Below are 26,214 nucleotides of genomic sequence, written 5' to 3'. Positions count from 1 at the left end.
GGCCTGCCTGACTCAAGTGTGTGCGTGGGCGAGGTATTCTGCCCGGCTGGCTTGGGCGTAGTGGGCCCATTTCTGGGCGGTGCCGGGGTCGATGCCGAACAGGTCGCTCATGACCATGGGTGGGAGTTCTCCGGCGGCGGTGATCATGGCGGTGTTGCGGGCTGTCCGGATTGGAAGCCCGTGCTCGGCGAGTATTTCTCGCAACGAGTGGGGGTGGCGCGGGCGCCCTGGTGGTCGGCCGGGAAACAGGTAGGCCGGTCCGGGTCCTCCGGGCCTGATCATCGTGTGGATAGCGTCGGAGGCGATGAGCCGGTCGATCAGGCGAGCCAGGGTCGGTGGAAGCAGAACGGGGTGGCGGTCGATGGTGAGGAAGGCTCCGGTGTCGTCGCGGTGGAATCGGTCGGTGGTGAACTCGACGATGAGGACCAGTGGTGGGGCGTAGAGCCTGACCAGTGCTCCCGCGACTCGTGCTTCCAGCGGGATGGATTCGTCGGTCAGGCAACGGTGTAGTTGCTGTTGGTGGGCTTCGAAGTCTTGAAAGTCGTTGGGTAGCCCGCTGGTTTGGGTAGGAACGTCGAGGCCGGGAGCGAATCCGCGAGCTTGGAGCCAGTGGAAGAACGCGATGACCGGATGGGTTTTCGACGGGCGGGAGAGCAGGAACCCGTCGATGTGCTCTTGGGACAGGTTCTCGATGCCGGCGCGTTGGGCGTTCAGCCAGGTCAGGGACTTGATGGCGGCCCGGATCTGAGTGCGGTCGGCGCTGGCAGCGCCGACGCGATAGGGGCCGCGGGCGGCGCGGCGGCGAGCGTCGCGGACGACGTGCCAGTCGGCGAAGGGCCGGATGAGGTGTTGCTGGCTGCGAGGCAGTTGGGTGAGGGTTCGCTCGGACCATAGTTCGAGCTGGGCGAGGGGTTCGTTGCGGGTGGGTAGGACGCCGGCGCCGACGAGCAGCGCTCGGATGTTGTGGGTGGCGTGGCGTTGGGGTGGTTCGTCGAGGGCGGCGTGGGTGATTTCGCGGTGTTCGGCGACGAGCTGGGACAGCAGTTTCCGGGATTGGCCGGTCCGCAGCCAGGTGATCACCGAGCCGGGGTTCGCGTCGGCGAGGGAATCGAGCAGAGGCTGCAGTTGTGGGATGACGGTGCCGGTGTCGTCACTGAGTAGGTTGCGGACCCGTTCGGCGGCGACGCATTTCATGCAGGTGTGATCGACCATGAGGTTGCCGTCGCTGCCGCAGCGTCGGCAGGTGAAGTTCAGTTCCAGCCCGCAGCAGGTGGTGCAGAGTCCGCCACCGTGCTCGACGCCGACCAGAACCCGGGTTTGTCCGCAGCCGTGGCAGGGGCTGGGGTGGTTGACACGGAATTTGTAGCAGCGTCGGCAGACCGTGCCCAGCGGCCAGCGCGCGCCGACCACATCGTCGTTGTCGCAGATAGCGCAGGTCTGGGTCTTGCGCGGCCAGCAGGTGGCGCAGTGGAACGCCTCACCGCCGACCTTGGCTCCTCGCCTGGTCTTCCCGCAGACCACGCATTCGCCTGAGTTGCGGTAGCAGCCGTAGCAGGTATCGGGCTTGCTTCCTTTGGCTCGTGAGTGGATCGGTGCGTAGTCGCCGCAGATGCCGCAGAGCCGCGGTGGAGGCCGATAGCAGTTGCGGCAGGGGCCGACCCGGCCTGGCTGGAGCCCGGACTCAAGGTCTTCCACATACCGCAGGTCCATCACGGCCGCCGGGGCCTCGGGTTCACCCGGTGGTCGCAACACTCGATGCGGGAGGGTTGCGACGGCCGTGTCGATGGAGCACCGGCCAGTGCGTCGGTGTCAGCCGCGAGGACAGTGGCAACGGGTAGAAGCGCCGATGCGCCGCGGAGGTCGCTTGCCGGAATCGTTTTCTGGATCCGGTGTCGGCAGCTGGTGTCGCCGGCATCGCGCTTGCCGCAGGAGCTGCTGTGGCGTGGTCGTGACGGCGCGGGAGAGGGGCACCTGATTGGGCCTGGCCGTCGAATGAACCGAAGGTGAGTATCCGCTGTCGGGGGTGCGTTCGCGGCAGCCAAGTGCCGATGCCGTGCAGGTCGGCCCCGACGGGAGGTTCTCGCGTGCGCTTTTACCGTTGCGGCCGAACATTGATTCGTTGGGTGCCGGCCACGGGTGCCTCGCCGGACCGATGAGTCTTTATCAACCTCTTCGTGGGGTCAGGGGTTCGAGTCCCCTTAGCTCCACCGGAAACCCAGGTCAGGCCCGGTTTGGTACCGGGCCTGACCTGTTTCTTTGACCCAACCCCACATTTACCCACGGTTTGGGCGGCCCGAAAATGGTGTAGATGATGGTTCTGCCGTCGTATTGCGAGCGAAACAGCGGGACCTGATCTGGGTGTGTCCGGGATCGGGAGTCATTGTGGCAGGTCGGGTAGGCCGGCCGGTGTCTGTAGTGCTCCTTGGCACCAGGCGTGGACGGCCCGCCGGAGATCGGGCGGATGTCCTTTCTCGGGTGCCGTCGCCGATCACGATTGCTCAGGTGTTCCGGTGCATGTCATCCATCGGGGCCGTTGAGCTGCTGCTGGATCCGGTCGAGCGCGTCGCGGATGGCCTCAATCTGGGCGTTGAGCTCGGCGATCGTCGCCTCGTCCAGCGGTGGCGGCGCCTGCTCGGGTAGCGGGGTCCCCGGCACGGGTGGTGCCGGTGGCGGCCGGCCGGGCGGTGGTGCGGCCGGGCTGCCCCCGGGCGCAGTGGCGAGGTTTCCGGTATCGACGCCGAACACCTGGTCCAGTGCCTCGGCGAGGGTGGGGGCGTAGCCGACCCGGACGCCGGCGGTCGCGGGATCGCGGTAGCTGACGAGCACCCGGGCCAGTTGCGGGAAGGTCGACCCGTTGGGTGTGGTGGAGATTCGTTCGGTGAACAGCGGTTCGACGTAGAGGATGCCGCCCTCGGCGATCGGCAGGGTGAGCAGATTGCCGTACTGGATGCGGTTCGAACGTTCGAGCAGCGTGCGTTCGGAGGCGACCCGGGTATCGGAGATCATCGAGTTCTGGATCTGCTGCGGCCCCTGGGTGAGGGTGTCGGTGGGGAGTTGCAGGATGGTGAAGCGGCCGTAGTCGCCGGGGTCGGAACCGACCGATATATAGGCGGACAGGAACTCCCGGTTGAAGCCGACCATCGCGCTCGCCAGCCGGAACGACGGCTGGGCGGTCTGCGGGTCTCCCACCAGTACATAGAACGGGGGCTGGTGCGGGTTGGTATCGACGGTCGGATCGCTGGGTACCGACCAGAAAGCGTTGGTGGTGAAGAACTCTCGCGGTTCGTTCACGTGGTACTTCGCGAGCATCGCGCGCTGGATGCCGAACAGATCCTGCGGATACCGGAAGTGTGCCCGTAGCTCGTCGCTGATCGATTCCTCCGGTTCGACGGTTCCGGGGAAAACACTCATCCACGCCTCGAGTACCGGGTCGTCGTGATCGATCTGATAGAGGGTCACCGTGCCGTCGTAGGCGTCGACGGTGGCTTTGATCGAGTTGCGCGCGTAGGAAATCTCCTCGAACGGACCGGCGGCGGGGTCGCCGGGATGGGCGAGGGCTTCCCACGAACTGGTCTTGGCATAGGGATAGCCGTCGATCGCGGTGTACGCGTCGACAATCCAGACGATCCGCCCGTCCACGACCGCTGGGTAAGGATCGTTGTCGGTGGTCAGCCAGGGGGCGACCAGTTCCACGCGGTGCCGTGGGTCCCGGTTGAAGATGATCTTCGAATCCGGGCCGATCGCGCCGGAGAAGATGATGTTGCGTTCGGCGTAGGTCATGGCGAAGGCCAGGCGGTTGAACCAGTTGCCGAGCGGGACACCACCAGCCCCGGTGTAGGTGTATTTCGTACTGTCGGTGTCGTACTCGCGCGGTTCCGTGCCGCCGCCGACGATGGCGTAATCGGGGTCGGCCGCGGCGATCACTTCACCGAAATAGATGCGGGGCTGATCGACGGGAATCAGCTGGTTACCGGTCGCCCCGGCGGCGATATCACTGACCGTGTAGATCGGGTAGCCGCTGTTGCTGCTCTCGGTATCCCCGCCGGCATCACCGACCGCGGCGTTGACGCGGTTGGCCGGGGCGGCGACGAACCCGTTGCCGTGGGTGTAGACGGTGTGCCGGTTGACCCAATGCTGCTGATTGCCGCTCAGCGCGCCCGGGGTCAGCTCCCGCGCGGCGACCACGTAGTCACGCAGTTGCCCGTCGATGCGATAGCGATCCAGATCCAGGTGCTCCGGGAAGCTGTAGAAGTTCTTCAGTTGCTGCTGCTGGGTGAAGGTTCGCGAAAGCACGTTCGGGTCGAGCAGCCGGACATCGGCGAGGGTTGTCGCGTCCGCCGCGACCTCCGGCGGCGGCCGGGTCCCGATACCCGGGTACGGCTGGTACTCGACGCGATCGCCGCCGATCCCGTACGCCTGCCGGGTCGCGTCGATATTCCGCTCGATGTAGACACGTTGCCTGTCGGCGGCGTTCGGGCGGACCGAGAGTTGCTCCACGGCCAGCGGCCAGGCCCCGCCCACCAGGATCGACGACAGCAGCAGCATCGCGGCGGCCAGCGCGGGAATGCGCAGATCCCGAACCACGACGGCGGAGAAAAAGGCCGCGGCGCAGATCAGAGCGATCGCGAAGAGGATGAGCTTGCCCGGTAGCACCGCGTTGATATCGGTGTATCCGGCGCCGGTGAACGTGGGTTCCTGGCTCTCACCCGCGAGCAGCGCATATCGGTCGAGCCAGTAGGCGATGGCTTTCACCAGGACGAAGAGCCCGGCGAATACCACGAGCTGTACCCGGGCAGCGTGACTCAGACCGGGACGCCCGCCGGAGATCCGCAGGCCACCGAACAGGTAATTGGCCAACAGACCGGCGAGGAAGCCGAGGAAGATCACCACGAGCAGCCAGGTCACCACGAGCCGGTAGAGCGGCAGGTCGAAGACGTAGAAACCGATATCGTGCCCGAATTCGGGGTCGCGGATATCGAACGACCCGCCGTGCAGGAACAGTTGTACGGTCATCCACCGTGACTGGCCGACGAGGGCGCAGATCGTCCCGATGACACCGGCGATACCCAGTCCGAACCACAAAGGCCGCCGCAGCACCGTGGCGCGATAGGGCAGCAGGTAGTCGACCTGCTTCGGGTCGCCGGCTATGCGTGGACGATAACGGAACGCGAGCCACATCGCTGTGAAAAGGACACCGCCGACGAGCACCGAGATCGCGACGAACAGCGACAGGCGGGTGAGCAAGACCGTTCGCCAGACCTCTCGGAAGCCCACCTCGCCGTACCACAACCAGCTGGTATAGACACCGACCAGCCGGGATACCACGAGCAGGAACACGAGAAGCCCGGCAGAAACGATCAGCAGCAGTCGCGCGCTGCGGGGCAACCGCGGCAGGCTCAGACCCTCGTGTGCGCTCATCTCCCACACTCCCGTGGCTGCGCTCGCCTGATGGGTGGGCGGCCGGCACCGGCCGTAGCTCCGATACTACCGGCGCCGCCGGACACCGGATCGAAACCGGAAGCGCCGAGAGTTCCCGTATCCGCGCGGTGCGGCGGTCGAAGCCGGGATGTGGGGCTCGGCCGGCTCAACTGCATCTGAACAAAGTTCGCTGCTGGGTGCAGGCCGTGCGCGCTGGTGACGAGAGCGACCGGCAAGTCGCAGTAGCCGCCCGCCCTCGCCGGGCGGCCGCAGCGTCGCCCGGAACGGCGTCACCTCGAGCACGTCATCGCGGCGGGCCAGCCGCGCGCACAGCGGCCGCGCCTGGGCAAGGACACGGCCACGCGACCGCGCGGGCAGCGGGAACGGTCCGGCCCAGCGGCCTGTTTCGGCGGCCAGGAGCAGAAAGCCGTTCTCGGTGGGTGTGGTCAGGCGGGCCTTGACCGCCAAATGGTCGTTGACGATTTTCACAGCGGTTTCCTCTCGTAGTTGGAGTTCCGTGGAGATTCAGCGGCGGTCGAGACCGGACAGCCGCCAGGCCAGTCGGTTCCGTACGGCTGGGGCCTTCCCGGCCAGGGCCATGGCGGTGTTGCGCATCGGCCGCACGCGCGCCGAGGCGGTGGCCAGATCGGTGAGCCGGCTCGCGATGGAGACCACGGCTCCGGCCGTGCGGCGGCGGGTCTCGGCGTAGTTGTCGAGCAGGCTGTCGGATTCCCCGGCCAGCACCCGGGACAGGGTCGTCGCGGCCGTGACGGCGTCCTCGATCCCGAGGTTCATACCTTGCCCACCGGCCGGTGAGTGCACATGGCCGGCATCACCGGCCAGCAGGACCCGGCCGTGGCGGAAGGTGTCGGCGATGCGGTGATGGACCCGGAAACGCGAACCCCACACCACGTCCTCGACCACCACCGGGTGCGCTTGCGGGCCGCGTTCGTCGAGCAATTTCTGGACGAACGCGGCATCCGGGTCGTGTGGAGCCTCGTCCACGGTGGCCACGATGCGGAACCTGCCGTCGGGTATCGGTGCGACCACGACGAGCCCCGCCGGGGAGAAGTACAGGATGACCTCGTCGGTGGGTACTCCGCCGGAGAGGTGGACGTCGGCGAGGGTGAACGATTCGGCGTAGGTGCCGCCGGTGAATCCGATACCTGATCGTTCGCGGGCGAGGCTGTGCATACCGTCGGCAGCCAGCAGGTAGCGGGCGCGGATCGGTTCACCCTCGGCCAGGGTCGCGGTGACCGAATCCGGCTCCTGCGTGATACCGGTGACCTCGGCCGGGCGGGTCACTTTTCCGCCGAGCTCGATGAGGCGTTCCAGCAGGAATTTCTCGGTATCGGCCTGGGAGATCATGAGGGTGTAGGGGTAGGCGGTGGGCAGGTCGCTGAACGGCACCGCCATCAGCAGGCGGTCCCGGTCACGGATGGCGAAGGTGGGGGTGTGCACGCCACGCGCCACCAGCGCCGGGACCACGCCGTAGGGCTCCAGTATTTCCAGGGTGTGCGGGTGGACCACCGCGGCGCGGGAGGTGTTGGCGCCGGCCGGCTGCCGGTCGACGATCACGACGTCGTGGCCGAGTTGTTTCAGCGCGACCGCGGCGGTGAGGCCGACCGGGCCGGCTCCGACGATCAGGACGTCTGCGATGGGCGTGTTCACGGGGACTCCTTGAGGTCAACACTTGTTGGCATTGAAGGTAGAAGACGTTCCGGATGTTGTCAACAGATGTTGGCCAACATTCGTTGACATGATGGAGGCGTTCGAACCAAACCACACGGAGGTGTACCGGGTGTCAGGCCCCCGCCATCGCCTTGCGGTAGAAGCCGATCTGATCGGCGACGACGGTGTCGCGGAATGCCGGGTCGGTATAGAAGGAGAAATGGGTTCCGGGATAGACCCGCAACTCACCGTGTGGCGCGGCGTCGGCCAGTGCGCGACTCGTGGCCACCGGCGTTTCGTGGTCGTCGGCGGCGGCGCAGACCAGCAAGGGGCATCGCAGCCGCGCGGCGGACTCGGCCGGCCGGTAGCGCATCATCGTCAGGAGGGCCCGGGGGGCGATGCTGTTGCGCCACAGGGTCTCCCCGTCGCCGGTGAGGGTGCGGATGTGGTGGTCGGCTTCGGGCGTCGCGGTAACGGCGAGTTCTCCGGGACGTCCGACCATCGGGATGTAGTACGGGCGCATGCCCGCCATGCCACGCATCCTGTCCCAGAGGATGGCCCCGAGCAATGCCGCGGTCTCCCATGCCTTCCGTCCCTCGACCTGTCGAGGGAACCCGTTGAACGGAATTTGCGCCACCACGGCAGCTATTCGCGGGTCGTCGGCCGCGGCGACAACGGCGTGTGCCCCACCGAGGGAGTTGCCCCACAGCAGAATCCGGTCGGCGTCGATGCGCTCGTGTGCGCGGGCGAATGTGACAGCGGCACGGATATCGGTGAGCTGACCTCGGATATCGGGGACCTGCCGGGGTTCGCCCGCGCTTTCGCCGAAGCTGCGGTAGTCGAACACCAGCGCGGCGAAGCCTGCCTTCGCGAAACGTTCGGCATAGTCGAACAGCCGATCCATCGTTCCGCTGAAGCCGTGGCAGAGCACCACGCAGGGTCGTGGGCCGGTATCGGTGGGTAGCTGGAGGTATCCGGTGCAGCGGACGCCGGCGGCACTGAACGAGACCTTGCTTCGCATACGGATCGCCCCTTTGGCAATAGACTGACTGGCGGTAAGTACTGTAGCGAATCTCCTGACCGTAGGTAAGTAGCCGAATGACATACGAGCGAATCCTGACCGCGGCGCGCGTCCTTTTCGCCGCCCGTGGTTACCGCGCCACCTCCATGCAGGCCATCGCGGACGAAGTGGGTATCACCAAAGCCGCCCTCTACTACCACTTCGACTCCAAGGACGCGATCCTGCACCAGCTCACCCTGCCGTTACTGGATGAGCTGGACGCGGTGCTGGCGGGGGCCGAGGCCGAGCCGACGCCCGCGGGAGTGCGGTGGCGGGCGATCGAAGGCTATGTAGACGTGCACCTGCGCCACCGGCACACCCTCACCATGCTCGTGCGGGATATGACCCTGCTGGTCCAGGCCCCTGTCGGCGACCGTTTCCGGGCCGCGATCGCCCTGGCGAACGAGCTCGTGGCCGGCCCCGGCGCCGGGATCGAGCAGCGGGTGCGCGCCTCCCAGGTGGTGGCGGGCCTGGCCGATCCGGTGGTGCTCTTCCGCAACGAACCCGCCGACCGGCTCCGGTGGCTGATCCTCGACGGTGCCCGGGCGCTGCTGGGTGAACCGGCCGAGCCCCGGCCCCGCGGGCGGGCCAGGGGCCGCAGCGGAGGGCGACCCGCGAAACTCACCGGCGAACAGATCGAACTGGCGCGCTCGATGTACGCCGCTGGTTCGGACCCCGAGGGGATCGCTGCCCGCTTCGGGGTGTCCCGGGCAACCCTCTACCGGCATCTCAAAAACAAATAGTAATGAGAATTGATTTTGAGATCGCTTGACGCACCGGGCGGAGCAGGGCGGCTCATCACCCGGACCTCAGCGCAGGAACTCGTCGATCAGCGAGTTGGTCTGCGCCGGGCAGTCCTCATGGACGGTGTGCCCGCAGCCCGGGAGCGTGACTGCGTGGGCGCTCGGGATCCGTGCCGCCAGTCCGTGTGCCTGAGAGGCGGGCAGCCAGGTGTCCTCGGCGCCCCAGACAATCAATGTGGGTGCGGTGACCCGGCCGAGCCCGGCGTCGGTGAGCCGGTAGTCCAGGTTTCGCCACAGTGCCAGGAAACCGGCGCGGTTGGCCGGCCGGGAGAATGGTGCGTAGAGCTCGTCGATCACCTCGTCGGTGACCAGGTGCCGGTTGTGGAACGTGCCGCGGATGCTCTCGGCGTAGAAGGTGCGGTCGGTAAGGGTCGTGGTCAGCTCGCCCAGTAGCGGCGTGGTGAACAACGGTGTGGTGGGCGCCTTTTCGGCGTCCAGTCCAGGTGCGTCGAGCAGGACGAGGCGTTCGACGCGGTCGGGGTACTGTTCGGCGAAGTACAGGCTCCAGGCGCCGCCCCACGAGTGGCCGACGAGCGCGGTCCGGTGCAGGCCGAGGGCGTCGAGGAAGGTCGCGAGCGCTTGCGACATCGCGGGCAGGTCATAGGCGAAATCGCCGCCGCGCAGTTCGGTGAATCCCTGGCTGGGCAGATCGACGGTGTAGACGGTGTGCTCGGCCGCCAGGGCCGGGACCGTATCCCGCCAGGAATACCCCCACAGCCCACCGCCGGCGACCAGCACGACGGGTGACCCGGTGCCGGTCCGGGTGTAGTGGAAACGAGCCAGGTCGGTGTCGACGAACAACGACTCCACGCGGGTCAGGTACCGCGACTGGCCGGCCGAGCTCGGCGGCTGCCCGGACGCCACCGGAATGAGGGCGGTGAACATGCAGGCCAGGGCGACGGCCACCACGGTGAGCCGTTGGAGCAGCTTCGATGTCATTGCAGAACTTTCTGACGTGCGGAACTTCTGCTGCTTGGACGAGACGGCACCGCCCGGCGTAACGAGGCGTGCGGGAGGTCACACTGTGGCGGTTCCGGTTTCGGTACGACCGACGTCACCGAATTCCTCTTCGACCGGTGGAGTGTTGCTGTCTACCCGCCTCGCAGCAGGATCGCACCGCTCGAGGCGATACTCGTCGACTCCTCGATATGGTCGAGGATCCTGTGGTCCGGGTCGGCGAGGCAGACGATCGTGGTTCGCTCGCTCAGCGCGCGAACCACATGCCACTGGTCGGAGCTGGTGCGCTGGACCGCGTAGGTGTGGTCGTAGGCGACGCGGATGTTGTGGACATCTCCGGTGACCTGGATGTCGTGGAACTCGCCGGACTCGGAGTCGTCGTGGTGCTTGTGGCCACCGTCTCGGTCGGCGTTGTGGTGCTGACTGGTGGCGTTGTGGTGCTGACTGGTGGCGTTGTCGTGGTGGTCGGTGCCGTGGTGGTGGTCGGCACTGTGGTGGTCGCCGGGGCGGATGTGACGGTGATCGTCGACGGATCGGCCGACACCGTCACCGTGCTCGGATCGGCGGTCATCGTGACCGTCGATGTCTCCGTCGGAGTCGTGGTGACGGTCACCGTGGATATCGACGTCGAGGTGACCGTACCCGGGTCCGGCACGCTGGACGTGGCCTGGACCGAAAGGCTCGCCGTGGCAGAGAAACTCACGCTCACCGACGCATCCGTCGGGTTCGTCGCGAGGGCATCCGGCGTCATTGCTGTCGTCGATTCCGGCGCCGTGGCCGTGCCGGTACCGGGGTCGGTGGAATCGGCCGTCGGCCGGGCGGTCCCGGTATCGGTGGCCGTGTCGGTGCCCGCGACGTCGCCCGGTACGGAGACCTCGCTCGGTGCGGCCGATGTCGTGCTCGTGTTCGTCAGGCTGGTCCGGCTTCGGACGGTGCCGTGGTCGGACGCCTGGATGGTGGGTTCGCACGAGTTGTTCGCCGGCACCGGCGGGCTCGAATCCGTCCGCACCATGAGCGTTATCCCGACCGCTGTTGTCACCAACGCGGCCGCCACGCCCGCACGCGACATCTGCCGCCGGAACCGATCGGCCTGCCGACCGGACCACCGTAGGATCCGAGGCCGAGGCGGCTCGGCATTGATCTCCTGATCGGGCGCAGGGTCTTCGCTGCTGTCAACGGTTTGCATCGAACTACTGCTTTCTCCGTCGAGATGTGCCGACCGCTGGAAACCGGTGACGACACTTCGGACGGCATTGCTTGTGAAATCCGCGACCACTGCGTCTTCACCACCGGAAAACAAGCCCGAGTATCGGACATTGAATTCCGGAAGTTCGGCCGAACATCGAAGTGCGAGCGGTACGGTGCCGCCTCGCCGAACAGCCCGAGCGAAGCATCCATTATTCAGGGATTTACCGAGAAGAGCAGTGCGCAGACACCGCGCATCCGAACTTCCACAGCAAATTCCGGGCACCGAATTTCGAAGTGCCTCGGATTTCTCTCGAATTGTGCAAGGCTTCGTGATCGAGGTTTCAGGGTTTCGAGTAGGGATCCACGTCCCGCAGCCGTTGCCGGTGAATTTGTTGCAGTTCACCCGCGCGGGTGAGAAAGTCGGCGATTATATCGAGTTCGGCGGAGTCGTACGAGCTCAGCAACATCTTGTAGCTCTCGACGATCATGGGTACGACGAGTTCCTGTACGCGATGGGCCGCGAGTTCGGTGGCCATCACAATCACGCGACGACGATCGGTCGGGTGCAGCGATCGGGCGATGTAGCCCTGCTTCTCCAGCCGGTTGAGCATGATCGTGACGCCGGCAGCGGTGAGGCCGAGCCGTTCGGCCAGCATTCCTGGTGTCGTAGCCTTCTCATCCTCGAGCAGGACGATCTCCAGTGCACGCCGATCGGTCTCGTTCACGCCCAGCACTCTGACCAATTCGCGGATCAGGTCCTCGACGGTTCCGTGATAGAACTCCAGGGCCCTTTTGAGCTCGACCGAGATCCGGGCGGGTTCGGTTGTTCTCGGGCACATTGGCCTTCCCCTTGATCACTTGAAACATGGAACCGCTCAGCAGAAGTCACCGATCAGGCAGCGCTCGATTGCCGAGCGCCCGATTCCGTCCGGGGAGTCAGGGATATCGGTGGACTCGATGAATGCCACAGGCCGCGGTAGCGCAGCGCGGATCGAGGGGTGCCGGGTGATCACCAGTGCATGCCATCGTTTTCCCTGCGTGCGGTAGGGATCGCCGCCGGGCGTTTGAAGCGGCATGTGGGCTCCTGTCAATCGATTGGCCGGCAGCCCGAACCGCGGCTGGCGATCATCACGAAAGCGGGCACCGCTCCGGCCGTCGAAGCGACCGTGGCTGTGTCGGACATGCACTGTACGACACAGCGGCCGATGCGATACTGTGCTTCGCATTATTCGGTCGAAGTGGCTACCCCTACACCAAACCCGAAGCGGGGCAATCACTATCAGGAACGGGTCTCACCCGGTCCGGCTCGGGTGAGACCTGGACCGGGCTGCTGGCACAACCCGGTCCAGGCATGTTCACCACCGTCCGCCGGCGCGGGCACCGGTCATTACGCCGTGGCGCCTGTCCGCAGGCTCAGCTGACAGTTGTGGTGGTGAGGGTCGGGGACGGGTTCGGGTAGCACGAGGTCGCGACATTACCCACCAATGCGACGTTGGTCGTCATGGTCATGCCGGGACTGGTATAGCTGGTCCCCGCGTACTTGCTGGTGATCGGTGTTCCGGCGGCGCCGGCGGTGACGTTGATGGTCACCGCCGGCGGGGTGAAGCTGGTGCCGCCGGCGATCGGACCCGGGACGGTCAGAACGACATTCCCACCTGAGGTGGAGACGGAGCCGGCCACGGTGCCCCCGGAGGCGGTAGCCGAGACCAATGTCGAATTCGCCGGAGTCGGAATGGTCATCTTCAGGTTGCTGATGTTGTTCACGGTGAAGCCGGAAGCCGAACTGGGAACCGACGAGGCACCCGGTGTGATGGTGATGGCCACCGCGGAACCCGACGCCGCCGAGCTCGGCGCGGTGCCGGTGACCGATGTGGTCATGGTCGAGGTTTGGCCGATACCGAGGATCGTGCCCCGGCAGTTCCAGTTCACGCTGACGGGATCGGCATTTGCCGGCGCAGCCAAACAAAAGACGGTAGCGACGGCCACCGGAGCAAGAAGGCCGGCACGAAGCAGGGATGAGGTCGATCTCATGGCTATCTCCAGGAAATGTCGAGCAACGGTACGACTGGATGTCGGACCCTCCGAAATGGGTGTTTAAAATATAGCCTGTTCTCATCCGGCTGTGGTCGAAACCGTCAATCTCGGTGTGCTGAAAATGTAATTATCCGTTATTAAATATCCACTCTGAATAGTTAATTGCGGCAAGGTTTCTACCAGGGCCGATGTTTTCTTCGTCGCATATCGGCGAATCCTTCGCGGATAGGTGAGCCTGCAATTCTCTGGAATATAAGCCCGACCTGAGATTATATATACTTCTGCTGATCGCCAGCTTTCATATGGTTACCGTTCACGGCATTCTCTCACCCACCGGCTCCCCACATGATACGGAACCCGGCGCAGGGTAACGGGGTCGAGAATTTCCGGTCCACCTCACGCTGGAGCATGTTTCTCCCGCCGTGGACATTCCCCACCAGGACGGAACGCTACCCGGCGCCGGACTGCCGGCTACTGCTCAACGGCCTTGCCGCGGTGCCGTCCGCCGCCGCGCTCGGAGCCACGCGTCGATATCGTGGCTCGCGTCGTCTTCGGAGTCGCCACGGTGCCGCGCGCCGTTGGTAGCGGCGTCGGCGACCGGTGTGATCAGCCGAAGGGTGAGCGCGGTGTCGGCCCCGACGATACCGAGAGTGCGTACGGGCCGGTGCCGATAGCCGTCCAGCCGGATCCGCCGGCCGCCGCTTTCCAGCTCACCGGGTGCGGCGGACCATTCGTCGAAGTGGTAGATCACGCGGTGGACCGGGCCGAAGCCTGGTTGCAGGACCGAGAAAAGGCCGGCCAGTTCCGCGACGAGGTCACGACTGTGCGGCCACCAGACCCCGTCGGCGCCTCGGTCGGCGGCATCCAGGTCGAGCCGCAGGTGGCGAGTCGACCATTCCGGCCTCCGAGCGTTGAACGCGTTCAGTCGTGACGTCATGATCGACACTCCTGTCGCGGCGGGCCGTGGTGGTTCTGTTCGGGGGGTTGCTCGCCGCGGGCGCCGGATCGGCCGGGCGAGCGACGTGCCGGATCGCACGTCGGCTACGACTGCTCCTGCGCGAGTCGCCGGGCTTGCTGCTGGGTGGAGAGGAGTGAGAGCGTCGCTTCGGCGCCCTGGTTTTCATTCCTACCGGTGTGCTCCAGTCCGTCGGAGCAGCCGCCGCTGTCCGGATCGAGCAGCGGGGTGCCGATATCGTTCGCGCCCCGGAACCAGGCTTCGCACAGCATGACGGCGTCTTTCCAATGCTGGTCGCCGGTGGCGTCGTAGGCGCGGGCACAGGCGTCGGCCAGGCAGGCGACCTCGACGGGCTGCTGATCGAACCCGGGCCGGGGCTCACCTGTCGTCCAGCCGTCGACCGGGGTCACGGAAAGGTGATCACCGGCTGTCTCGGTCTCGAGCAGCCAGCGCAACATCGCCAATCCATCGGCCTGTATGCGCTCCCTGCCGGGTAACGAGCCGACCGCGAGCAACGCCTCGGCCAGGACAGCGTTGGCGTATTCCAGTCGCGGCTCGGGCCATCGCCAGTCGAATCGGCGGGTCGGCGCACCGATCAGCGTCGCGGTGTCGGCCATAAAGTCACGCGCCCGGTGGTTTCCCGGATATACGCGCAAGACCTCGGCCGCACCCAGTGCGCCGAACGCCATCGCGCGCGCCGACCGCGGCCGCTGCTCGGCAGCGACCATGAAGTGCGCCAACGCGGTCTCGGCCAGATCGGGCCGGTGCGCGACGACGGCGCCGAGTGCCCACAACGCCCGGCCCCAGTGATCGTCGAGGCCGGGTTCGTCCTGCCAGTGCCGGTCCGATCCGCGCCGATTGTGGCAGCGTCCGTCCGGAGTCAGCGCAGCGACCACGAAGTCGAAATACACCTTGGTGAGGTCGAGCAACCGGGGTGGGGGCTCGGTTTCGCGGACGGCGACGACGAGACCGCGGGCGACATCGTCGACGCAGTAACCGTACTCGAGGAGGGGCTCGGTGAGCCTCGCATGCTCGAGAATCCCACACTCGTCACTGAGCCGGAACAGGTGTGCGTAGGAGATGGTGATCGTATTCATGCACACCACTTCCTGGTGCTGCGCGGTGAAGGGAATCGGCCACCGCGGCGCCGCGGTGCGGTACTCGAAGGTCTCTCGGCTCGAATCCGGAGATATCCACCTTTCCTCGGCCGGCGGCCGTCGAGCGGCCGGTTCGCGCCGCCTCGGGTGTCGGCCGCAGCCGCGGCGCCGGCGGGGCCGGCCGCCATCGCGCGCAGCGCCGAGCGCAGTCCGCGCCGGCCGGGCGGGCCGTCGGCATCGTTGTTGCCGGAGGTGTCGTGGCCGTCGAACTTCTTCTCCGATGCTGTCTCGGGAGCGTCATCGCTGGTCGCGATCAGGAAGCTGTCCGGGAGCGCGAGCTTGTGAATCGTGCGCACGGTCAGCAGGTATTGGCGCAGCAGAGGACCGGTGGTGTACGGAAGGTCGTACTTATCGCACAGTGCCCGTACCCGGCGACTGATTTCGGCGTATCGGTTGCTCGGCAGGTCGGGGAACAGATGGTGCTCGATCTGGTAACAGAGGTTCCCGCTCAGGAAGGCCAGCGCCGGGCCGGCGTCGAAGTTGGCGGTGCCCAACATCTGCCGCAGATACCACTCTGCCTTCGACTCTTTCTCGACCACGGTGGGGGCGAACTTCTCCGCACCGTCGGGAAAGTGGCCGCAGAAGATCACCACATATGCCCACAGGTTGCGCGCTGTATTGGCCGCCGCGTTCGCGGCGAGGGTGCGCCGCCACCGCCGTCCGCTCAGCGCCGGGAACAGTAGATAGTCCTTGCCGAGCTGCCTGCCGACCTTCGCGGCGAACGCCTTGGTCTCCGCGGCCTTCCCTCCGGGGGTGGCCGCACGATCGCGTTCGGAGTACAGGTCGTGCAGGGCGATACCCCATTCGAAGACGGAGGCCAGAAACAGATTCTGTAAAGGCTGCACCAGTAGTCGTGGCCGCCACGGCTGGTCTCGCGTCACCCGCATCACGCCGAAGCCGATATCGTCGTCCATGCCGAGCACGTTGGTGTACACGTGGTGGCGGAAATTGTGGGAGTAGCGCCACTGCGACGACAGTCCGACCATATCCCATTCCCAAGTGCGAGAATGGATTTCGGGATCGTTCATCCAATCCCATTGGCCGTGGCCGATATTGTGACCGAGCTCCATGTTCTCGATGGCCTTTGCCGCCGCCAGGCCGGCGGTTCCCACAGCCCAGCCGGTCCTACCCCGGCTCAGCGCGATCACCAGGCGAGAGGATATGTCCAACATCCGTTGGAAGGCGATGGTGCGGCGGATGTACGCCGCGTCTCGCGCGCCCCGCTGGGCCACGATGTCACTTCGGATCGCGTCGAGTTCGCGGCCGAGTGCTTCGACATCGGCGGGGTTCAGGTGTGCGTAGGCACCGACTTCGGTGATTGCCATTGTCCATACCCTCCAATCGCCGGGTGTTGTGCAGTCGCGGAACTATCGACGTGCGCCGGCGCAGGTACCCCGCACGCGTGGAGCCGGTCGGCACCGCACTGGCGCCGGCGTTTCCGGCCTGTCGATGAAGCAGCGGATGCCCAAGGTCCTCCGCCCGTGTGCGGCCGGCTCTGGTCGAACAGCTCGGCCGAGCTCGTCGTCGCTGCCCGAACTCGGTGGGGTGATCGTGTTGTGTGCGGCCGACGAAGTGCTTTCGTCTCTGGTCGAGTGCCCGGCCGCGGCCGTCCGAAACAGCCGACCGGTCGATGTATGAACCGGGTTGCCCTCACAGACTATCCTCGAATACATCGTCTGTCTACAGTGTAGAATTACGCTGTTGTCAACGGGCGATGAACCGGCGGGTCGTCCGATGGACGAGAAGAGAGCGCAGCCGTTCGCCGGCCCGGCACGACCGGACGATCCTCCCGGGGGCCATCGAGTCCGTCCGCTGACCCGCCCGGCGATATCGGCCGCCGCGCTGGAGATCATCGACCGCGACAGCGTCGAGCGATTGTCCATGCGACGCATGTGGTGCCGCTGCTGGTGACCCGGCGGAACTCCCGGGCCATCCGCCGCATCTCGGCGACCCAGTCGGACGCCGCGGCGTCGACCGTGAGTTCCGCGAAGACCGCCTCGGCAACACCGTCGAGGACAGCGGCCTTGTTCGGCACATGCCGGTAGATCACCATCGGATTGCGGCCCACCGCCTGGGCCATCCGGCGCTCAGTTGTCACGAAGCGCTCCGTTCCTCGGGACCGTTGCGTTCTGATGTAGATCTACAACGTTGACACATCGTCGCGGCCCGCGTCCGCACCGCGGGATATCGCCGGGGCGACGGCGCCCCGAAGTTCGTCGTGATCCTCGGTGGTCATCCGGTGCGCGAGGGTTCCTCGAACCCGGCCGAACCCGCATTCTGCGCTGTTTCATTGCCATTCGAGAAAGTGGTAGTTACTGTCAGTAGACAGTAACTACCACTTTAAAGAGGCTGTCATGTCGACTCTGTTGTATCGGATCGGGCGGTTCAGTTTTCGCGCTCGACGGCTCGTGCTCCTGTGCTGGATCCTGCTGGTGGCCGCCCTGGGGGCGGGGGCCGCCATCCTGGCCTCCCCTTCCGCGACGTCCTTCAGCCTGCCCGGTACGCAATCCCAGGAAGCTCTCGATCTGCTGGCGGAGCGGTTCGCCGAGGTCCCTCTCGACGGCGGGTCCGCCCAGATCGTCTTTGTCGCCGAGAACGGCACGGTGACCGATCCCGCGCTGCGCCGGCAGATCACCGAGGTGGTCGACGCCGCCGCCCGGGCCGCCGAGGTGGCGGCCGTGCGGACCCCGTTCGACAGCGGCCTGATCTCGGCGGATCGGCGGATCGCCGTCGCCGAGGTGACCTACGCGGTGTCCTTCGAAGCAGTGCGTGATTCGAGTCGTCAGGAGCTCATGGATCTGGTCGACCGGAGTGGTTCGGCCGACCTGCGGGTCGCGGTGGGCGGGGACGTGATGGAGCTGATGCCGGATGTGAGCAAGGAACTCATCGGATTGCTCATCGCCGCGGTGGTTCTCGTGATCACCCTGGGATCGTTGGTCGCCGCGGGGATGTCGCTGGTGACCGGGGTCACCGGAGTCGCGGTGGGTCTCCTGGGGATCCTCGCGGCCACCGCCTTTCTCGACCTCGGCGTCACGACCCCGATCCTCGCGCTCATGCTCGGTCTCGCCGTCGGCATCGACTACGCGCTGTTCATCGTCTCCCGCTACACCCATGAGCTGACCCGGAACCCCGATCCCGAGGAGGCGATCGGCCGGGCGGTGGGCACCGCCGGATCCGCCGTCCTCTTCGCCGGCCTGACCGTGGTGATCGCGCTGCTCGGGCTCGGCGTCGTGGGGATCGGGCTGCTCACCGAGATGGGGGTCGCCGCCGCGGTGACCGTGGTCGTCGCGGTGCTGGTGGCCGTCACCCTGCTGCCGGCGCTGCTCGGGTTCGCCGGGCGGCGGGTGTTGCCGCGCGGCCGACGGCGGCAATCGACCGAGGGCGCCCCGCCCGCCGCGACCGGCCGGCCGCGGTTCACACTCGGGCAGCGCTGGGCGTCACTGACCACTCGGCGGCCGGTGACGACACTGATCGTCGCGCTGCTCGGACTCGGTGTCCTGACGTTTCCGGCGCTGGACCTGCGTCTCGGCGTCCCGGATCAGGGCACCTACCCCGAGCATTCGACGCAGCGTCAGGCCTACGACGCGGTGGCGGAAGGGTTCGGCCCGGGATTCAACGGCCCGCTGCTGGTGGTCGCCGACCTCACCGGTGCGCCACAGCCCGAGGACGCCGCGCGACGGGTGCACGCGGCCCTGGCCGGAACCGAAGGGGTCGCCATGGCCGCACCGCCGGAATTCAACCCGGCCGGCGACACGGCCATCATCGGAGTCGTCCCGGGCAGTGGACCCGACAGCGAACAGACCGAGCAACTGGTTCAGCGGCTGCGCGGCGGTGTCGCCGACAGCGTCGCCCGGTTCGGCGCCCGGATCGCGGTCACCGGAACCGCTGCGGTCATCATCGATTTCAGCGACCGGATGGCGGACGCCCTGTGGATCTACCTCCTGGTGGTGGTCGGTCTGTCGTTCCTACTGCTGATGACGGTTTTCCGCTCGATCGTCGTACCGCTGAAGGCGACGGTGGGTTTCCTGCTCACCGTGGCGGCGACCTTCGGTGTCCTGGTGGCCACCTTCCAGTGGGGTCATCTGGAATGGCTGGGCATCCGCGATACCGACGTCGTGGTGAGCATGCTGCCGATCTTCATCATCGGCGTCGTATTCGGGCTGGCCATGGACTACGAGGTGTTCCTGGTGACCCGGATGCGGGAGGAGTACGTCCACGGCGCCTCGGCGACCTCGTCGATCCGTGCCGGTTTCGGGCACGGCGCGCGCGTGGTGGCCGCGGCCGCGATCATCATGGTGAGTGTGTTCGCCGGGTTCGCCACCGGTGAGGCCAGCGATATCGTGCAGATCGGCGTGGCGCTGGCGGCGGCGGTCGCGGTCGACGCCTTCGTCGTGCGGATGACCATCGTCCCGGCGGTTCTCGCGCTCGTCGGGGACAGGGCCTGGTGGTTGCCGGAGTGGCTGGACCGGATACTGCCGAACCTCGACGTCGAGGGTGAGAAACTGCGGAAAGCGCCGGGGCCCGACCCAGCCGACGCGCACCACCGCGTTGTTACGCCGGCGAAAGGTTCGGCAGGATGAAGCCATGAGCACCGGCGGGCTGCGAGAACTCAAGAAGAAGCGGACGCGTGAAGCCATCCAGGATCACGCGCTGCGCCTCTACCGGGAAAAGGGGTACGCCAACACCACACTCGAGGAGGTGGCCGCGGCCGCCGAGGTTTCGCCGAGCACGCTGTTCCGCTATTTCCCCACCAAACCGGATACGGTGCTGTTCGACCGCGTGGACCCCATCTTCCTGGACAAGTTCCTCGCCGAGCCGGCCGATCTGTCGCCACTCGAAGCCGCACGCAACGCGCTGCTCGCGGTACTCGACAGCGCACATGTCGACTTGGCCGCGGTGGAGACCACTCGGATGAGGCTCATCGCCACCGTGCCCGAACTACGTGCCGCCGTGGCGCACAAGGTGGAGACGGATCTGCCGCCGTTCATCGAAGCCGTCGCCCGGCGGACCGGCCGGGAACCGGACGACCCGCGAGTCCGGTACTGGACCGGAGCGATAGCCGGTGTAGCAGTGATGGCCTACCTGCGCGCGATCGACAACAATGAGGACATCTACGCCGTCGTCGACGAGGCGCTGGAGTTCCTCGCGAGCGGAATGTCGCTCTGACAGAGGGCATTCGGGATCAACGACCGTTACGGCACCACCGGGGCCGAGCGGCCCGTCGCCGACGGGCCGCTCGGTTGCGTGTGTACACCGGTCGGACGTCGCCCGCGGGCGAGGCTCCGATCCGCGATTCCGGGTCGCGTGCCGTTACCCGAACGCGCGCCCCTGCTCCTTGTCCAGTGCGGTCTCGCTCTTGTTCTTCAGTACGAAGAGGTAGACGACCAGCGAGATACCGATGACGACCGTCACGTACCCGATGAACCACGGCACCTGTCCGCCGTTCTTCGCGGCCTGGTAGATCATCGGCGCGGTACCGCCGAATACCGAATTGGCCAGGGCGTATCCGACACCGACTCCCAGTGCCCGGATATGTGAGGGGAACAGTTCGGCTTTGACGATGGCATTGATCGACGTATAGCCGGTGAGCAGCACATAGCCGACGCAGGTCACCACCAGTGTCGCCGCCACCGAGGTGGCGTCCTGGAGGAAGGTGATGAGGAACCAGGTGTAGAGGACGCCACCGATGCCGAAGAACACCAGGACGGGTTTGCGGCCCACCTTGTCGCTGATCAGCCCACCGACCGGCTGCAACAGCATGAGGAAGACCAGCCCGGCCAGGTTGATCCAGGTGGCCGTCATACCCTGACCTTCGAACGCGGTCTTGACCATGGCCGGGGCGTTCACGCTGTAGGTGTAGAACGCGAGCGTGCCACCCATGGTGACCAGGAAGCACACCAGCAGCGGCCGCCAATACTCGGCCAGCAGGACGCGGAGGGAGCCCGATTCGGAGTCTTCACCGCGCCGGACCGCGTCGAGCTGTTCGGCGGTCAGCGATTCGTCCATGCTCCGGCGCAACCAGAAGACCACGACCGCGGCCACACCGCCGATGAAGAAGGCGATACGCCACCCGAAATCGGAGATCTCCGACTTGTCCAGGAACACCTGCAGAACCAGCAGGGTGAGCTGGGCGAGCACATGACCACCGACGAGGGTGACGTACTGGAACGACGAGAAGAAGCCGCGGCGTTCCCGGGTGGCCGCCTCGGACATATAGGTGGCCGACGCACCGTACTCGCCGCCGGTCGCGAAGCCCTGCACCAGCCGGCACAGGATCAGGATCACGGCCGCACCCACGCCGATCGTCTCGCGTCCCGGCACGAGCGCGATCACCAGCGAACACGCCGCCATCAGCGAGACGCTGAAGGTGAGCGCCGCGCGCCGGCCGCGCCGGTCGGCGTAGCGCCCGAAGAACCAGGAGCCGACCGGGCGCATGAGGAACGTGACGGCGAAGATCGCGTAGACGTAGAAGGTGGAGTTCTTGTCCGCCGAATCGAAGAAGTGGCTCTCGAAGTACGAGGCGAACACGGTGTAGACGTAGACGTCGTACCACTCGACGAGATTTCCCGACGATCCGCGCAGCGTGTTCCAGACCGCGCGGCGTGTCGCCGCCCGCGATGACGTCGACTCGGTGGCCGGTGGCGGTCCCTCGGGGACGGACAGTCCCGGGGTCGTGGTTTCGGACATAAGTGATCCCTCTCTTCACTCGTACACGGAGTGCGCGGTGACCGGAATCCCGCGCAGCCCCGCACACAGTGTGCAGGTAGGGGCCACGGTCGCGAGACGGGGTTCGGAATTTCCGCGTCCGGCGGATGAACCGGCTGCCCGCGGAACCACCTCGGTGAGGGCGTGAAGTCGAGCTCTCCCGGCTCCGGAACCGCGCCCGGGAGTTCCCGCTGCGATGAGTTCTGCCGCCGTTTCCGGTCTCGATCGACAAAGACCCGTACTCGAGGAGAACATCGTGACCGTTATCTACACGTTCGACGTCTTTTCCAGCCTCGACGGCTTCGGCGCCGCCGTCGGGGACTGGACCGGCTACTGGGGAAAACAGGGCCCTGAGCTGCTCGACCACCGCCTCGCCCGCTACAGTGCGGCGCAGCGCATGGTCTTCGGGGCCGACACCTATCGGGCGTTCGCGCAGATGGTGGCCGCCGGCACCGAGGAATCCGAGGTGAACGACCCATGGGTCACGCGGATGCGGCACCTGCCGGCCGCGGTGGTATCGACCACGCTGGCCGAACCACTCGACTGGCCGGACGCCACCGTCGTGCGCGGTGATGCCGTCGATATCGTCGCCCGGCTGAAGGAGGAGTCCGAGGTGCCGTTGTGCTCGCACGGGAGCCTGTCGATGAACCGGACGCTGATGGCCGCGGGCCTGGTCGACCGGGTGCAGGTGACAATCTTCCCGGTGATCACCGGCCGCAGCGGGCGGGAACCGATCTTCGCGGGCGCGGCGGACTTCGACCTCGAACTGCTCGAGAGCCGGACGCTCGACGGCCACATCCAGGAGCTCGTGTACCGGCCCACCCTGCATGGCTGAGCCCGTCCGATGCAGCTGTCCGGTGTCCGGCGTCTCCTCACCCGGCAGGCGCCACGACCCTATTATTCCGGCGGTCGAGTACCCGGCCCGGAGTCCCGCACCAATCGCCACAGCGACGTGACCTCGGACCGCCGGGCCTCGTGCAGTGGGTCGGTGGTATCCGAGGCCCGGGGATGCCGCGGCGTGGTGTCGTAGCGGTCCGCCACGCGAAGACCGGCGGCAGCGATACGGGCGAGAAGCTCGTCGCGCGTCCGTAATCCGAGCCGCTCGGCGAGATCCGACAGGACGAGCCACGCCTCACCGGTTTCGGTCAGGTGGGCCGGGAGGCCGTCCAGGAAGCGATGCAGCACGTCGGATCCGCGGTCGTAGATGCCCAGCTCCAGGGCGGAGGTCGGCTCCGCCGGCAGCCAGGGCGGGTTGCATACGATCAGGTCGGCTCGCCCACTCGGCCACAGGTCGGCCTCGATGATCCGCACGCGGTCGCCGAGGCCGAGCCGGCGCATGTTCGCACGTGCGCAGGTGACGGCACGGGGGTTGATATCGGTGGCCACCACCCGGGCGCCCCGGCGGGCGAGGACGGCGGCGAGCACCCCGGTGCCGGTGCCGAGGTCGAACGCCCGCGGCTGCCCGGCGCCGGCCGGGAACGGTGCCCGATCGACCAGATCGACGTACTCGCCGCGCACCGGCGAGAACACGCCGTAGTCCGGGTGGATGCGCGCGCCGAGCGCGGGGACATCGACACCCTTGCGATGCCACTGGTAGGCGCTGAGGACGCCGAGGAGTTCGGGCAGCGACACGCAGATCCGCTCGCCACCCACCGGGCCGCCGGTGGCCGCGCCGTACGCGTGGTCGCAGGCCGGCCGTACATCCGGTGCGCGCCGCAGCCGCAGCGAGCGGTCGCGTTCCAGCACGACCAGCAGCCTGCCGAGCAGTTCGGCTCGTTCGGCCCGCGCGGCGCGGTGGCCGTAGAAGAGAGCGGCGGGGTCGCTTCCGGCCCGTGTGGCACGCGGAACCTGCTGCCAGCGGCGGTCCACGGCTCGCACGATCTGGCGGGCATTGTGGAAATCGCCCTGCCAGAGCAGCCCCGTGCCCGCTCTCGCCAGGCCGTACGCGGCCTTCGCGGTGATGCGATCGTCTACGGCGACGACGCGTTCGGGGGCGGGGGTGGCATTCTCGGAATGCCACCGGGCGGGAAGAGAAGATTCGTGTTCGGTCCAATCGATCGTGGACATGACGTACTCCTGTGGGATACGAAGGTGCCTGCGGGCGGCGACGCTTCGACGCAGCAGTACCGCAGGGATCAGCCGCTGATCAGCACGATGACAGGCCGGATCACTCGCACGTCGAAACGTGGAAGCGGCGATCGCCGAGCACCATGCCCATGACCACGGTCGATTCCTTTCGTCGGGTATTCAGCATCGCACAGGCACGCTGCCGCACCGCACTCGGTGGGGTCCGGGATCGTCATGACCGCGAACGCCTGCCCAGGCCGCGACGTGGGGATCGGATGGCCAGGATCCGTGCCGGCGATCGGACGGTTCCGCCGAAGGGCTCGTGGAGCGAACACGATCCCGACTACGGGCGCCTGCGGAGAAACTGTGGCCCGGCAGCGGATTTCGTCGGAAGCGCCGCCGCCCTGTCGGTCGCCGCGGCGGCGGGCACTCCCACCACGCGACTACATGTGTGTCGGGGCGGGATATGGACTGTCCGAACAACGAACAGGTCCCGACCTTCGGTGGGCCTGGTATTGCCGGGCCACTGGTCGCCGACAGATCAACCCGGGTTCGCATTCCCATTGTTGAGGAGCCGACCGCGATACGGTTAGCGTTGTTCGGTCGACAACCAGGGGAAAGTTATATCGGTCGACTACTACGGGTGAAGTGAGATCGAGCCGCGCAGCACCGCTTCGTCGAGTGTGTCAGTACGCTCGACATCCTGACCGGTGCCGGTCCGACCAGAGAATAGCGGTATCAGTACAGGAAGTGTTGATATGAACCGTGTTTCGTGCGGAGGCTGTACGATGCGGCGTTCGGCTGGTGGATCGAACGAAATCGGTGCGGGCCACGGCGGGGTGCCACGTTTCTCGTATGAGCGGAAACGCCGCCGAATCACCCTACCGAGGGCAGGTTCGGGCGGGAGAGCGACTTCGTGTCGATAGCAAGCAGTTTGACGGCGATGCTGCAAGCGTCCCGGCGTCTGATTGGTGCGACCAGAGAAGGCTGGGACCTTCCTGAACGGGCCGTCGGAGACGCGCTACGCGGGGGGAGTCGAACTTTCGCGGACGCCGACGACCCGGCGCGGATTCGAAGAGCACTCGGTGAACGAGGGGACTTGTCCGACGCCAGCCCGGCACACCAGGCGATTCTCGACCTCACCCGGGAGGTCACGATTCGGGGTCAGCTGCGGGCTCTGGAGCGACGACGGTGGACGCTCGCGCAGCGGTTGGAGGAGCGACCGGGGTCACGTGGGCTCTTGCGGAGGCTCGATCGGGCCGAGCGGGAACACTCGGCGCTCACGGATGCGATGAACAGGCTCAATGCGCATCGAGCGGCCGAGGGCCGGGCGGTCTGGGTGCCGAACCACAGTGAGCGCGACATTGCGGAATTGCGAGTCGCGCAGAACAGGGTGCACGAGAGGAGGCGCGGCCTGGAGGAGCTGCAGGCACGACGGAACGAACTCCGGGCCCGACGGGATGAGCTGCGCAGGCAACAGCAAAGGGAGTGGAATGACACCACTCCGGGTACCGACGACCGGAGCGGTGTGACCGCCCAGCCGCGATGGCATGTCCTGGAAAGCCCGTACAGCGACCAGGAAGCACGGGTGCTGCCGGATCTGTCCGGGGCGCGGAACAACGCCCATTGGATGGCGGAAGAGCTGACGAGGGAACAGCAACGGGTGGCGCGGGAGATCCGGGGGCTGGAGGGCGACGTAACGAGAGAACAGAACCGCCTGGACACCGCGCGGGAAAGGGCACACGCCCGGGCGGAGGCGGAGGAGCAGGCACGCGTGGAAAGAGAGGCGCGGGAACAGGCACGCCTCGAGGAGGAGCGGCAGCGCCGCCTGGACCAGCAGGCGCGAGAACAGGCACGCATGGCCAGGGAGGCGGCGGAACAGGCCCGCCGGGACCGGGAAGCAGACCGGCCGAGTACGCGGGGAGGCCGGGACGCACTGGTGGTCATGCATGAGCCGGGGATCCCTGGCCGCAATCGTGCCGGCGTGGATCCGGCTGCCGGTGGGCGTGCCGGCGCGGATCCGGCTGCTGGTCGGCGTGGGGACGAACCGGCTCGTGGCAGTGGTTCGGGTGTTGGGTCTGGTTCGGGTGCTGGGTCTGGTTCGGGTGCTGGGTCTGGTTCGGGTGCTGGGTCTGGTTCGGGTGCTGGGTCTGGTTCGGGTGCTGGGTCTGGTTCGGGTGCTGGGTCTGGTTCGGGTGC

General features: G+C 66.7%; 22 protein-coding genes. 7 read left to right on the top strand and 15 right to left on the bottom strand.

What is annotated here, in order from left to right; all coding sequences use genetic code 11:
* Window positions 1-12 precede the first annotated feature (12 nt).
* The 5 genes from NF4_RS23675 to NF4_RS23660 all read right to left on the bottom strand — a co-directional run bounded on the left by NF4_RS23675 (window position 13) and on the right by NF4_RS23660 (window position 8,194).
* The gene (locus NF4_RS23675; RefSeq protein ID WP_232330618.1) at window positions 13-1,521 is read right to left on the bottom strand and encodes a hypothetical protein; all 1,509 of its coding nucleotides are present in this window, start codon (window positions 1,519-1,521) and stop codon (window positions 13-15) included.
* 996 nt (window positions 1,522-2,517) lie between these two features.
* Complete coding sequence (locus tag NF4_RS23670) at window positions 2,518-5,418, bottom strand: UPF0182 family protein (RefSeq protein WP_063129642.1); 2,901 nt, start codon at window positions 5,416-5,418, stop codon at window positions 2,518-2,520.
* 66 nt (window positions 5,419-5,484) lie between these two features.
* Entirely contained in the window at window positions 5,485-5,907 is a 423-nt protein-coding gene (locus tag NF4_RS37980; RefSeq protein WP_157120539.1) for a hypothetical protein, read from the bottom strand.
* Between the two features lie 36 nt (window positions 5,908-5,943).
* Window positions 5,944-7,089 (bottom strand): FAD-dependent oxidoreductase, encoded by a 1,146-nt coding sequence (locus tag NF4_RS23665; RefSeq protein ID WP_157120538.1) that lies wholly within the window; start codon window positions 7,087-7,089, stop codon window positions 5,944-5,946.
* Between the two features lie 133 nt (window positions 7,090-7,222).
* Window positions 7,223-8,194, bottom strand: coding sequence for an alpha/beta fold hydrolase (locus tag NF4_RS23660; protein WP_157120537.1), 972 nt, complete (start codon window positions 8,192-8,194; stop codon window positions 7,223-7,225).
* Between NF4_RS23660 and NF4_RS23655 the strand changes: the two genes are divergently transcribed.
* Entirely contained in the window at window positions 8,188-8,892 is a 705-nt protein-coding gene (locus NF4_RS23655) for a TetR family transcriptional regulator (RefSeq protein ID WP_063129580.1), read from the top strand. The two genes, NF4_RS23660 and NF4_RS23655, sit on opposite strands and share 7 nt — an antisense overlap.
* A gap of 66 nt (window positions 8,893-8,958) precedes the next feature.
* Here the strand turns inward: NF4_RS23655 and NF4_RS23650 are convergent, their stop codons facing one another.
* Window positions 8,959-9,891, bottom strand: coding sequence for an alpha/beta fold hydrolase (locus tag NF4_RS23650; protein WP_063129579.1), 933 nt, complete (start codon window positions 9,889-9,891; stop codon window positions 8,959-8,961).
* A 209-nt stretch (window positions 9,892-10,100) separates the two neighbouring features.
* Between NF4_RS23650 and NF4_RS38745 the strand changes: the two genes are divergently transcribed.
* Window positions 10,101-11,057, top strand: a complete 957-nt coding sequence (locus NF4_RS38745) for a hypothetical protein (protein ID WP_198165444.1) — start codon at window positions 10,101-10,103, stop codon at window positions 11,055-11,057.
* Window positions 11,058-11,438: 381 nt separating this feature from the next.
* On the opposite strand, the gene NF4_RS23640 is transcribed toward NF4_RS38745, so the two are convergent.
* The 3 genes from NF4_RS23640 to NF4_RS23630 all read right to left on the bottom strand — a co-directional run bounded on the left by NF4_RS23640 (window position 11,439) and on the right by NF4_RS23630 (window position 12,837).
* The gene (locus NF4_RS23640) at window positions 11,439-11,936 is read right to left on the bottom strand and encodes a MarR family winged helix-turn-helix transcriptional regulator (protein ID WP_063129577.1); all 498 of its coding nucleotides are present in this window, start codon (window positions 11,934-11,936) and stop codon (window positions 11,439-11,441) included.
* 36 nt (window positions 11,937-11,972) lie between these two features.
* Entirely contained in the window at window positions 11,973-12,173 is a 201-nt protein-coding gene (locus NF4_RS23635; RefSeq protein ID WP_063129576.1) for a hypothetical protein, read from the bottom strand.
* A gap of 337 nt (window positions 12,174-12,510) precedes the next feature.
* Complete coding sequence (locus tag NF4_RS23630) at window positions 12,511-12,837, bottom strand: hypothetical protein (protein WP_232330617.1); 327 nt, start codon at window positions 12,835-12,837, stop codon at window positions 12,511-12,513.
* Between NF4_RS23630 and NF4_RS37970 the strand changes: the two genes are divergently transcribed.
* On the top strand, window positions 12,830-13,195 hold the full coding sequence (locus NF4_RS37970) for a hypothetical protein (protein WP_157120536.1): 366 nt from the start codon (window positions 12,830-12,832) through the stop codon (window positions 13,193-13,195). The genes NF4_RS23630 and NF4_RS37970 overlap by 8 nt on opposite strands.
* Before the next feature lie 414 nt (window positions 13,196-13,609).
* Here NF4_RS37970 and NF4_RS23625 read toward each other — a convergent pair whose 3' ends face one another.
* From NF4_RS23625 to NF4_RS23610, 4 genes are all read right to left on the bottom strand, one after another.
* A complete protein-coding gene (locus NF4_RS23625) occupies window positions 13,610-14,068 on the bottom strand; it encodes a DUF5994 family protein (RefSeq protein WP_157120535.1) in 459 nt (152 codons plus the stop codon).
* 104 nt (window positions 14,069-14,172) lie between these two features.
* Window positions 14,173-15,183, bottom strand: a complete 1,011-nt coding sequence (locus tag NF4_RS23620) for a hypothetical protein (RefSeq protein WP_063129574.1) — start codon at window positions 15,181-15,183, stop codon at window positions 14,173-14,175.
* Window positions 15,180-16,568: a fatty acid desaturase family protein gene (locus NF4_RS23615; RefSeq protein WP_084533384.1), complete on the bottom strand. Its 1,389-nt coding sequence runs from the start codon at window positions 16,566-16,568 to the stop codon at window positions 15,180-15,182. The genes NF4_RS23620 and NF4_RS23615 overlap by 4 nt, the downstream gene beginning before the upstream one ends.
* 524 nt (window positions 16,569-17,092) lie before the next feature.
* Window positions 17,093-17,341, bottom strand: a complete 249-nt coding sequence (locus NF4_RS23610) for a TetR family transcriptional regulator (RefSeq protein WP_157120534.1) — start codon at window positions 17,339-17,341, stop codon at window positions 17,093-17,095.
* A gap of 256 nt (window positions 17,342-17,597) precedes the next feature.
* Here NF4_RS23610 and NF4_RS23605 point away from each other — a divergent pair, with 256 nt between their 5' ends.
* Complete coding sequence (locus NF4_RS23605) at window positions 17,598-19,823, top strand: MMPL family transporter (protein WP_063129572.1); 2,226 nt, start codon at window positions 17,598-17,600, stop codon at window positions 19,821-19,823.
* 4 nt (window positions 19,824-19,827) lie between these two features.
* Complete coding sequence (locus NF4_RS23600; RefSeq protein WP_063129571.1) at window positions 19,828-20,409, top strand: TetR/AcrR family transcriptional regulator; 582 nt, start codon at window positions 19,828-19,830, stop codon at window positions 20,407-20,409.
* A gap of 144 nt (window positions 20,410-20,553) precedes the next feature.
* On the opposite strand, the gene NF4_RS23595 is transcribed toward NF4_RS23600, so the two are convergent.
* Window positions 20,554-21,930 carry an MFS transporter gene (locus NF4_RS23595; RefSeq protein ID WP_063129570.1) on the bottom strand — a complete coding sequence of 459 codons (1,377 nt, stop codon included), beginning with the start codon at window positions 21,928-21,930 and terminating at the stop codon, window positions 20,554-20,556.
* A gap of 274 nt (window positions 21,931-22,204) precedes the next feature.
* Between NF4_RS23595 and NF4_RS23590 the strand changes: the two genes are divergently transcribed.
* Window positions 22,205-22,783: a dihydrofolate reductase family protein gene (locus NF4_RS23590; protein ID WP_063129569.1), complete on the top strand. Its 579-nt coding sequence runs from the start codon at window positions 22,205-22,207 to the stop codon at window positions 22,781-22,783.
* Window positions 22,784-22,845: 62 nt separating this feature from the next.
* Here NF4_RS23590 and NF4_RS23585 read toward each other — a convergent pair whose 3' ends face one another.
* On the bottom strand, window positions 22,846-24,015 hold the full coding sequence (locus NF4_RS23585) for a methyltransferase (protein WP_063129568.1): 1,170 nt from the start codon (window positions 24,013-24,015) through the stop codon (window positions 22,846-22,848).
* Between the two features lie 1,949 nt (window positions 24,016-25,964).
* Between NF4_RS23585 and NF4_RS23575 the strand changes: the two genes are divergently transcribed.
* The coding region (locus NF4_RS23575; RefSeq protein ID WP_198165443.1) for a hypothetical protein at window positions 25,965-26,214 on the top strand (250 nt) is incomplete at its 3' end.

It is taken from the genome of Nocardia fusca NBRC 14340, from assembly GCF_001618425.1.
Taxonomy (GTDB): domain Bacteria; phylum Actinomycetota; class Actinomycetes; order Mycobacteriales; family Mycobacteriaceae; genus Nocardia; species Nocardia fusca.
This window is presented reverse-complemented; position numbering and strand designations above follow the sequence as displayed.

Excerpts from the sequence above, each read along its gene's own strand:
- NF4_RS23670 (WP_063129642.1), bottom strand. The coding sequence starts at position 5,418 with ATGAGCGCACACGAGGGTCTGAGCCTGCCGCGGTTGCCCCGCAGCGCG.
- NF4_RS23655 (WP_063129580.1), top strand. The coding sequence starts at position 8,188 with ATGACATACGAGCGAATCCTGACCGCGGCGCGCGTCCTTTTCGCCGCC.
- NF4_RS23660 (WP_157120537.1), bottom strand. The coding sequence starts at position 8,194 with ATGTCATTCGGCTACTTACCTACGGTCAGGAGATTCGCTACAGTACTT.
- NF4_RS23650 (WP_063129579.1), bottom strand. The coding sequence starts at position 9,891 with ATGACATCGAAGCTGCTCCAACGGCTCACCGTGGTGGCCGTCGCCCTG.
- NF4_RS38745 (WP_198165444.1), top strand. The coding sequence starts at position 10,101 with ATGGTCGAGGATCCTGTGGTCCGGGTCGGCGAGGCAGACGATCGTGGT.
- NF4_RS23640 (WP_063129577.1), bottom strand. The coding sequence starts at position 11,936 with ATGTGCCCGAGAACAACCGAACCCGCCCGGATCTCGGTCGAGCTCAAA.
- NF4_RS23635 (WP_063129576.1), bottom strand. The coding sequence starts at position 12,173 with ATGCCGCTTCAAACGCCCGGCGGCGATCCCTACCGCACGCAGGGAAAA.
- NF4_RS37970 (WP_157120536.1), top strand. The coding sequence starts at position 12,830 with ATGGTCATCTTCAGGTTGCTGATGTTGTTCACGGTGAAGCCGGAAGCC.
- NF4_RS23630 (WP_232330617.1), bottom strand. The coding sequence starts at position 12,837 with ATGACCATTCCGACTCCGGCGAATTCGACATTGGTCTCGGCTACCGCC.
- NF4_RS23625 (WP_157120535.1), bottom strand. The coding sequence starts at position 14,068 with ATGACGTCACGACTGAACGCGTTCAACGCTCGGAGGCCGGAATGGTCG.
- NF4_RS23620 (WP_063129574.1), bottom strand. The coding sequence starts at position 15,183 with ATGAATACGATCACCATCTCCTACGCACACCTGTTCCGGCTCAGTGAC.
- NF4_RS23615 (WP_084533384.1), bottom strand. The coding sequence starts at position 16,568 with ATGGCAATCACCGAAGTCGGTGCCTACGCACACCTGAACCCCGCCGAT.
- NF4_RS23605 (WP_063129572.1), top strand. The coding sequence starts at position 17,598 with ATGTCGACTCTGTTGTATCGGATCGGGCGGTTCAGTTTTCGCGCTCGA.
- NF4_RS23600 (WP_063129571.1), top strand. The coding sequence starts at position 19,828 with ATGAGCACCGGCGGGCTGCGAGAACTCAAGAAGAAGCGGACGCGTGAA.
- NF4_RS23595 (WP_063129570.1), bottom strand. The coding sequence starts at position 21,930 with ATGTCCGAAACCACGACCCCGGGACTGTCCGTCCCCGAGGGACCGCCA.
- NF4_RS23585 (WP_063129568.1), bottom strand. The coding sequence starts at position 24,015 with ATGTCCACGATCGATTGGACCGAACACGAATCTTCTCTTCCCGCCCGG.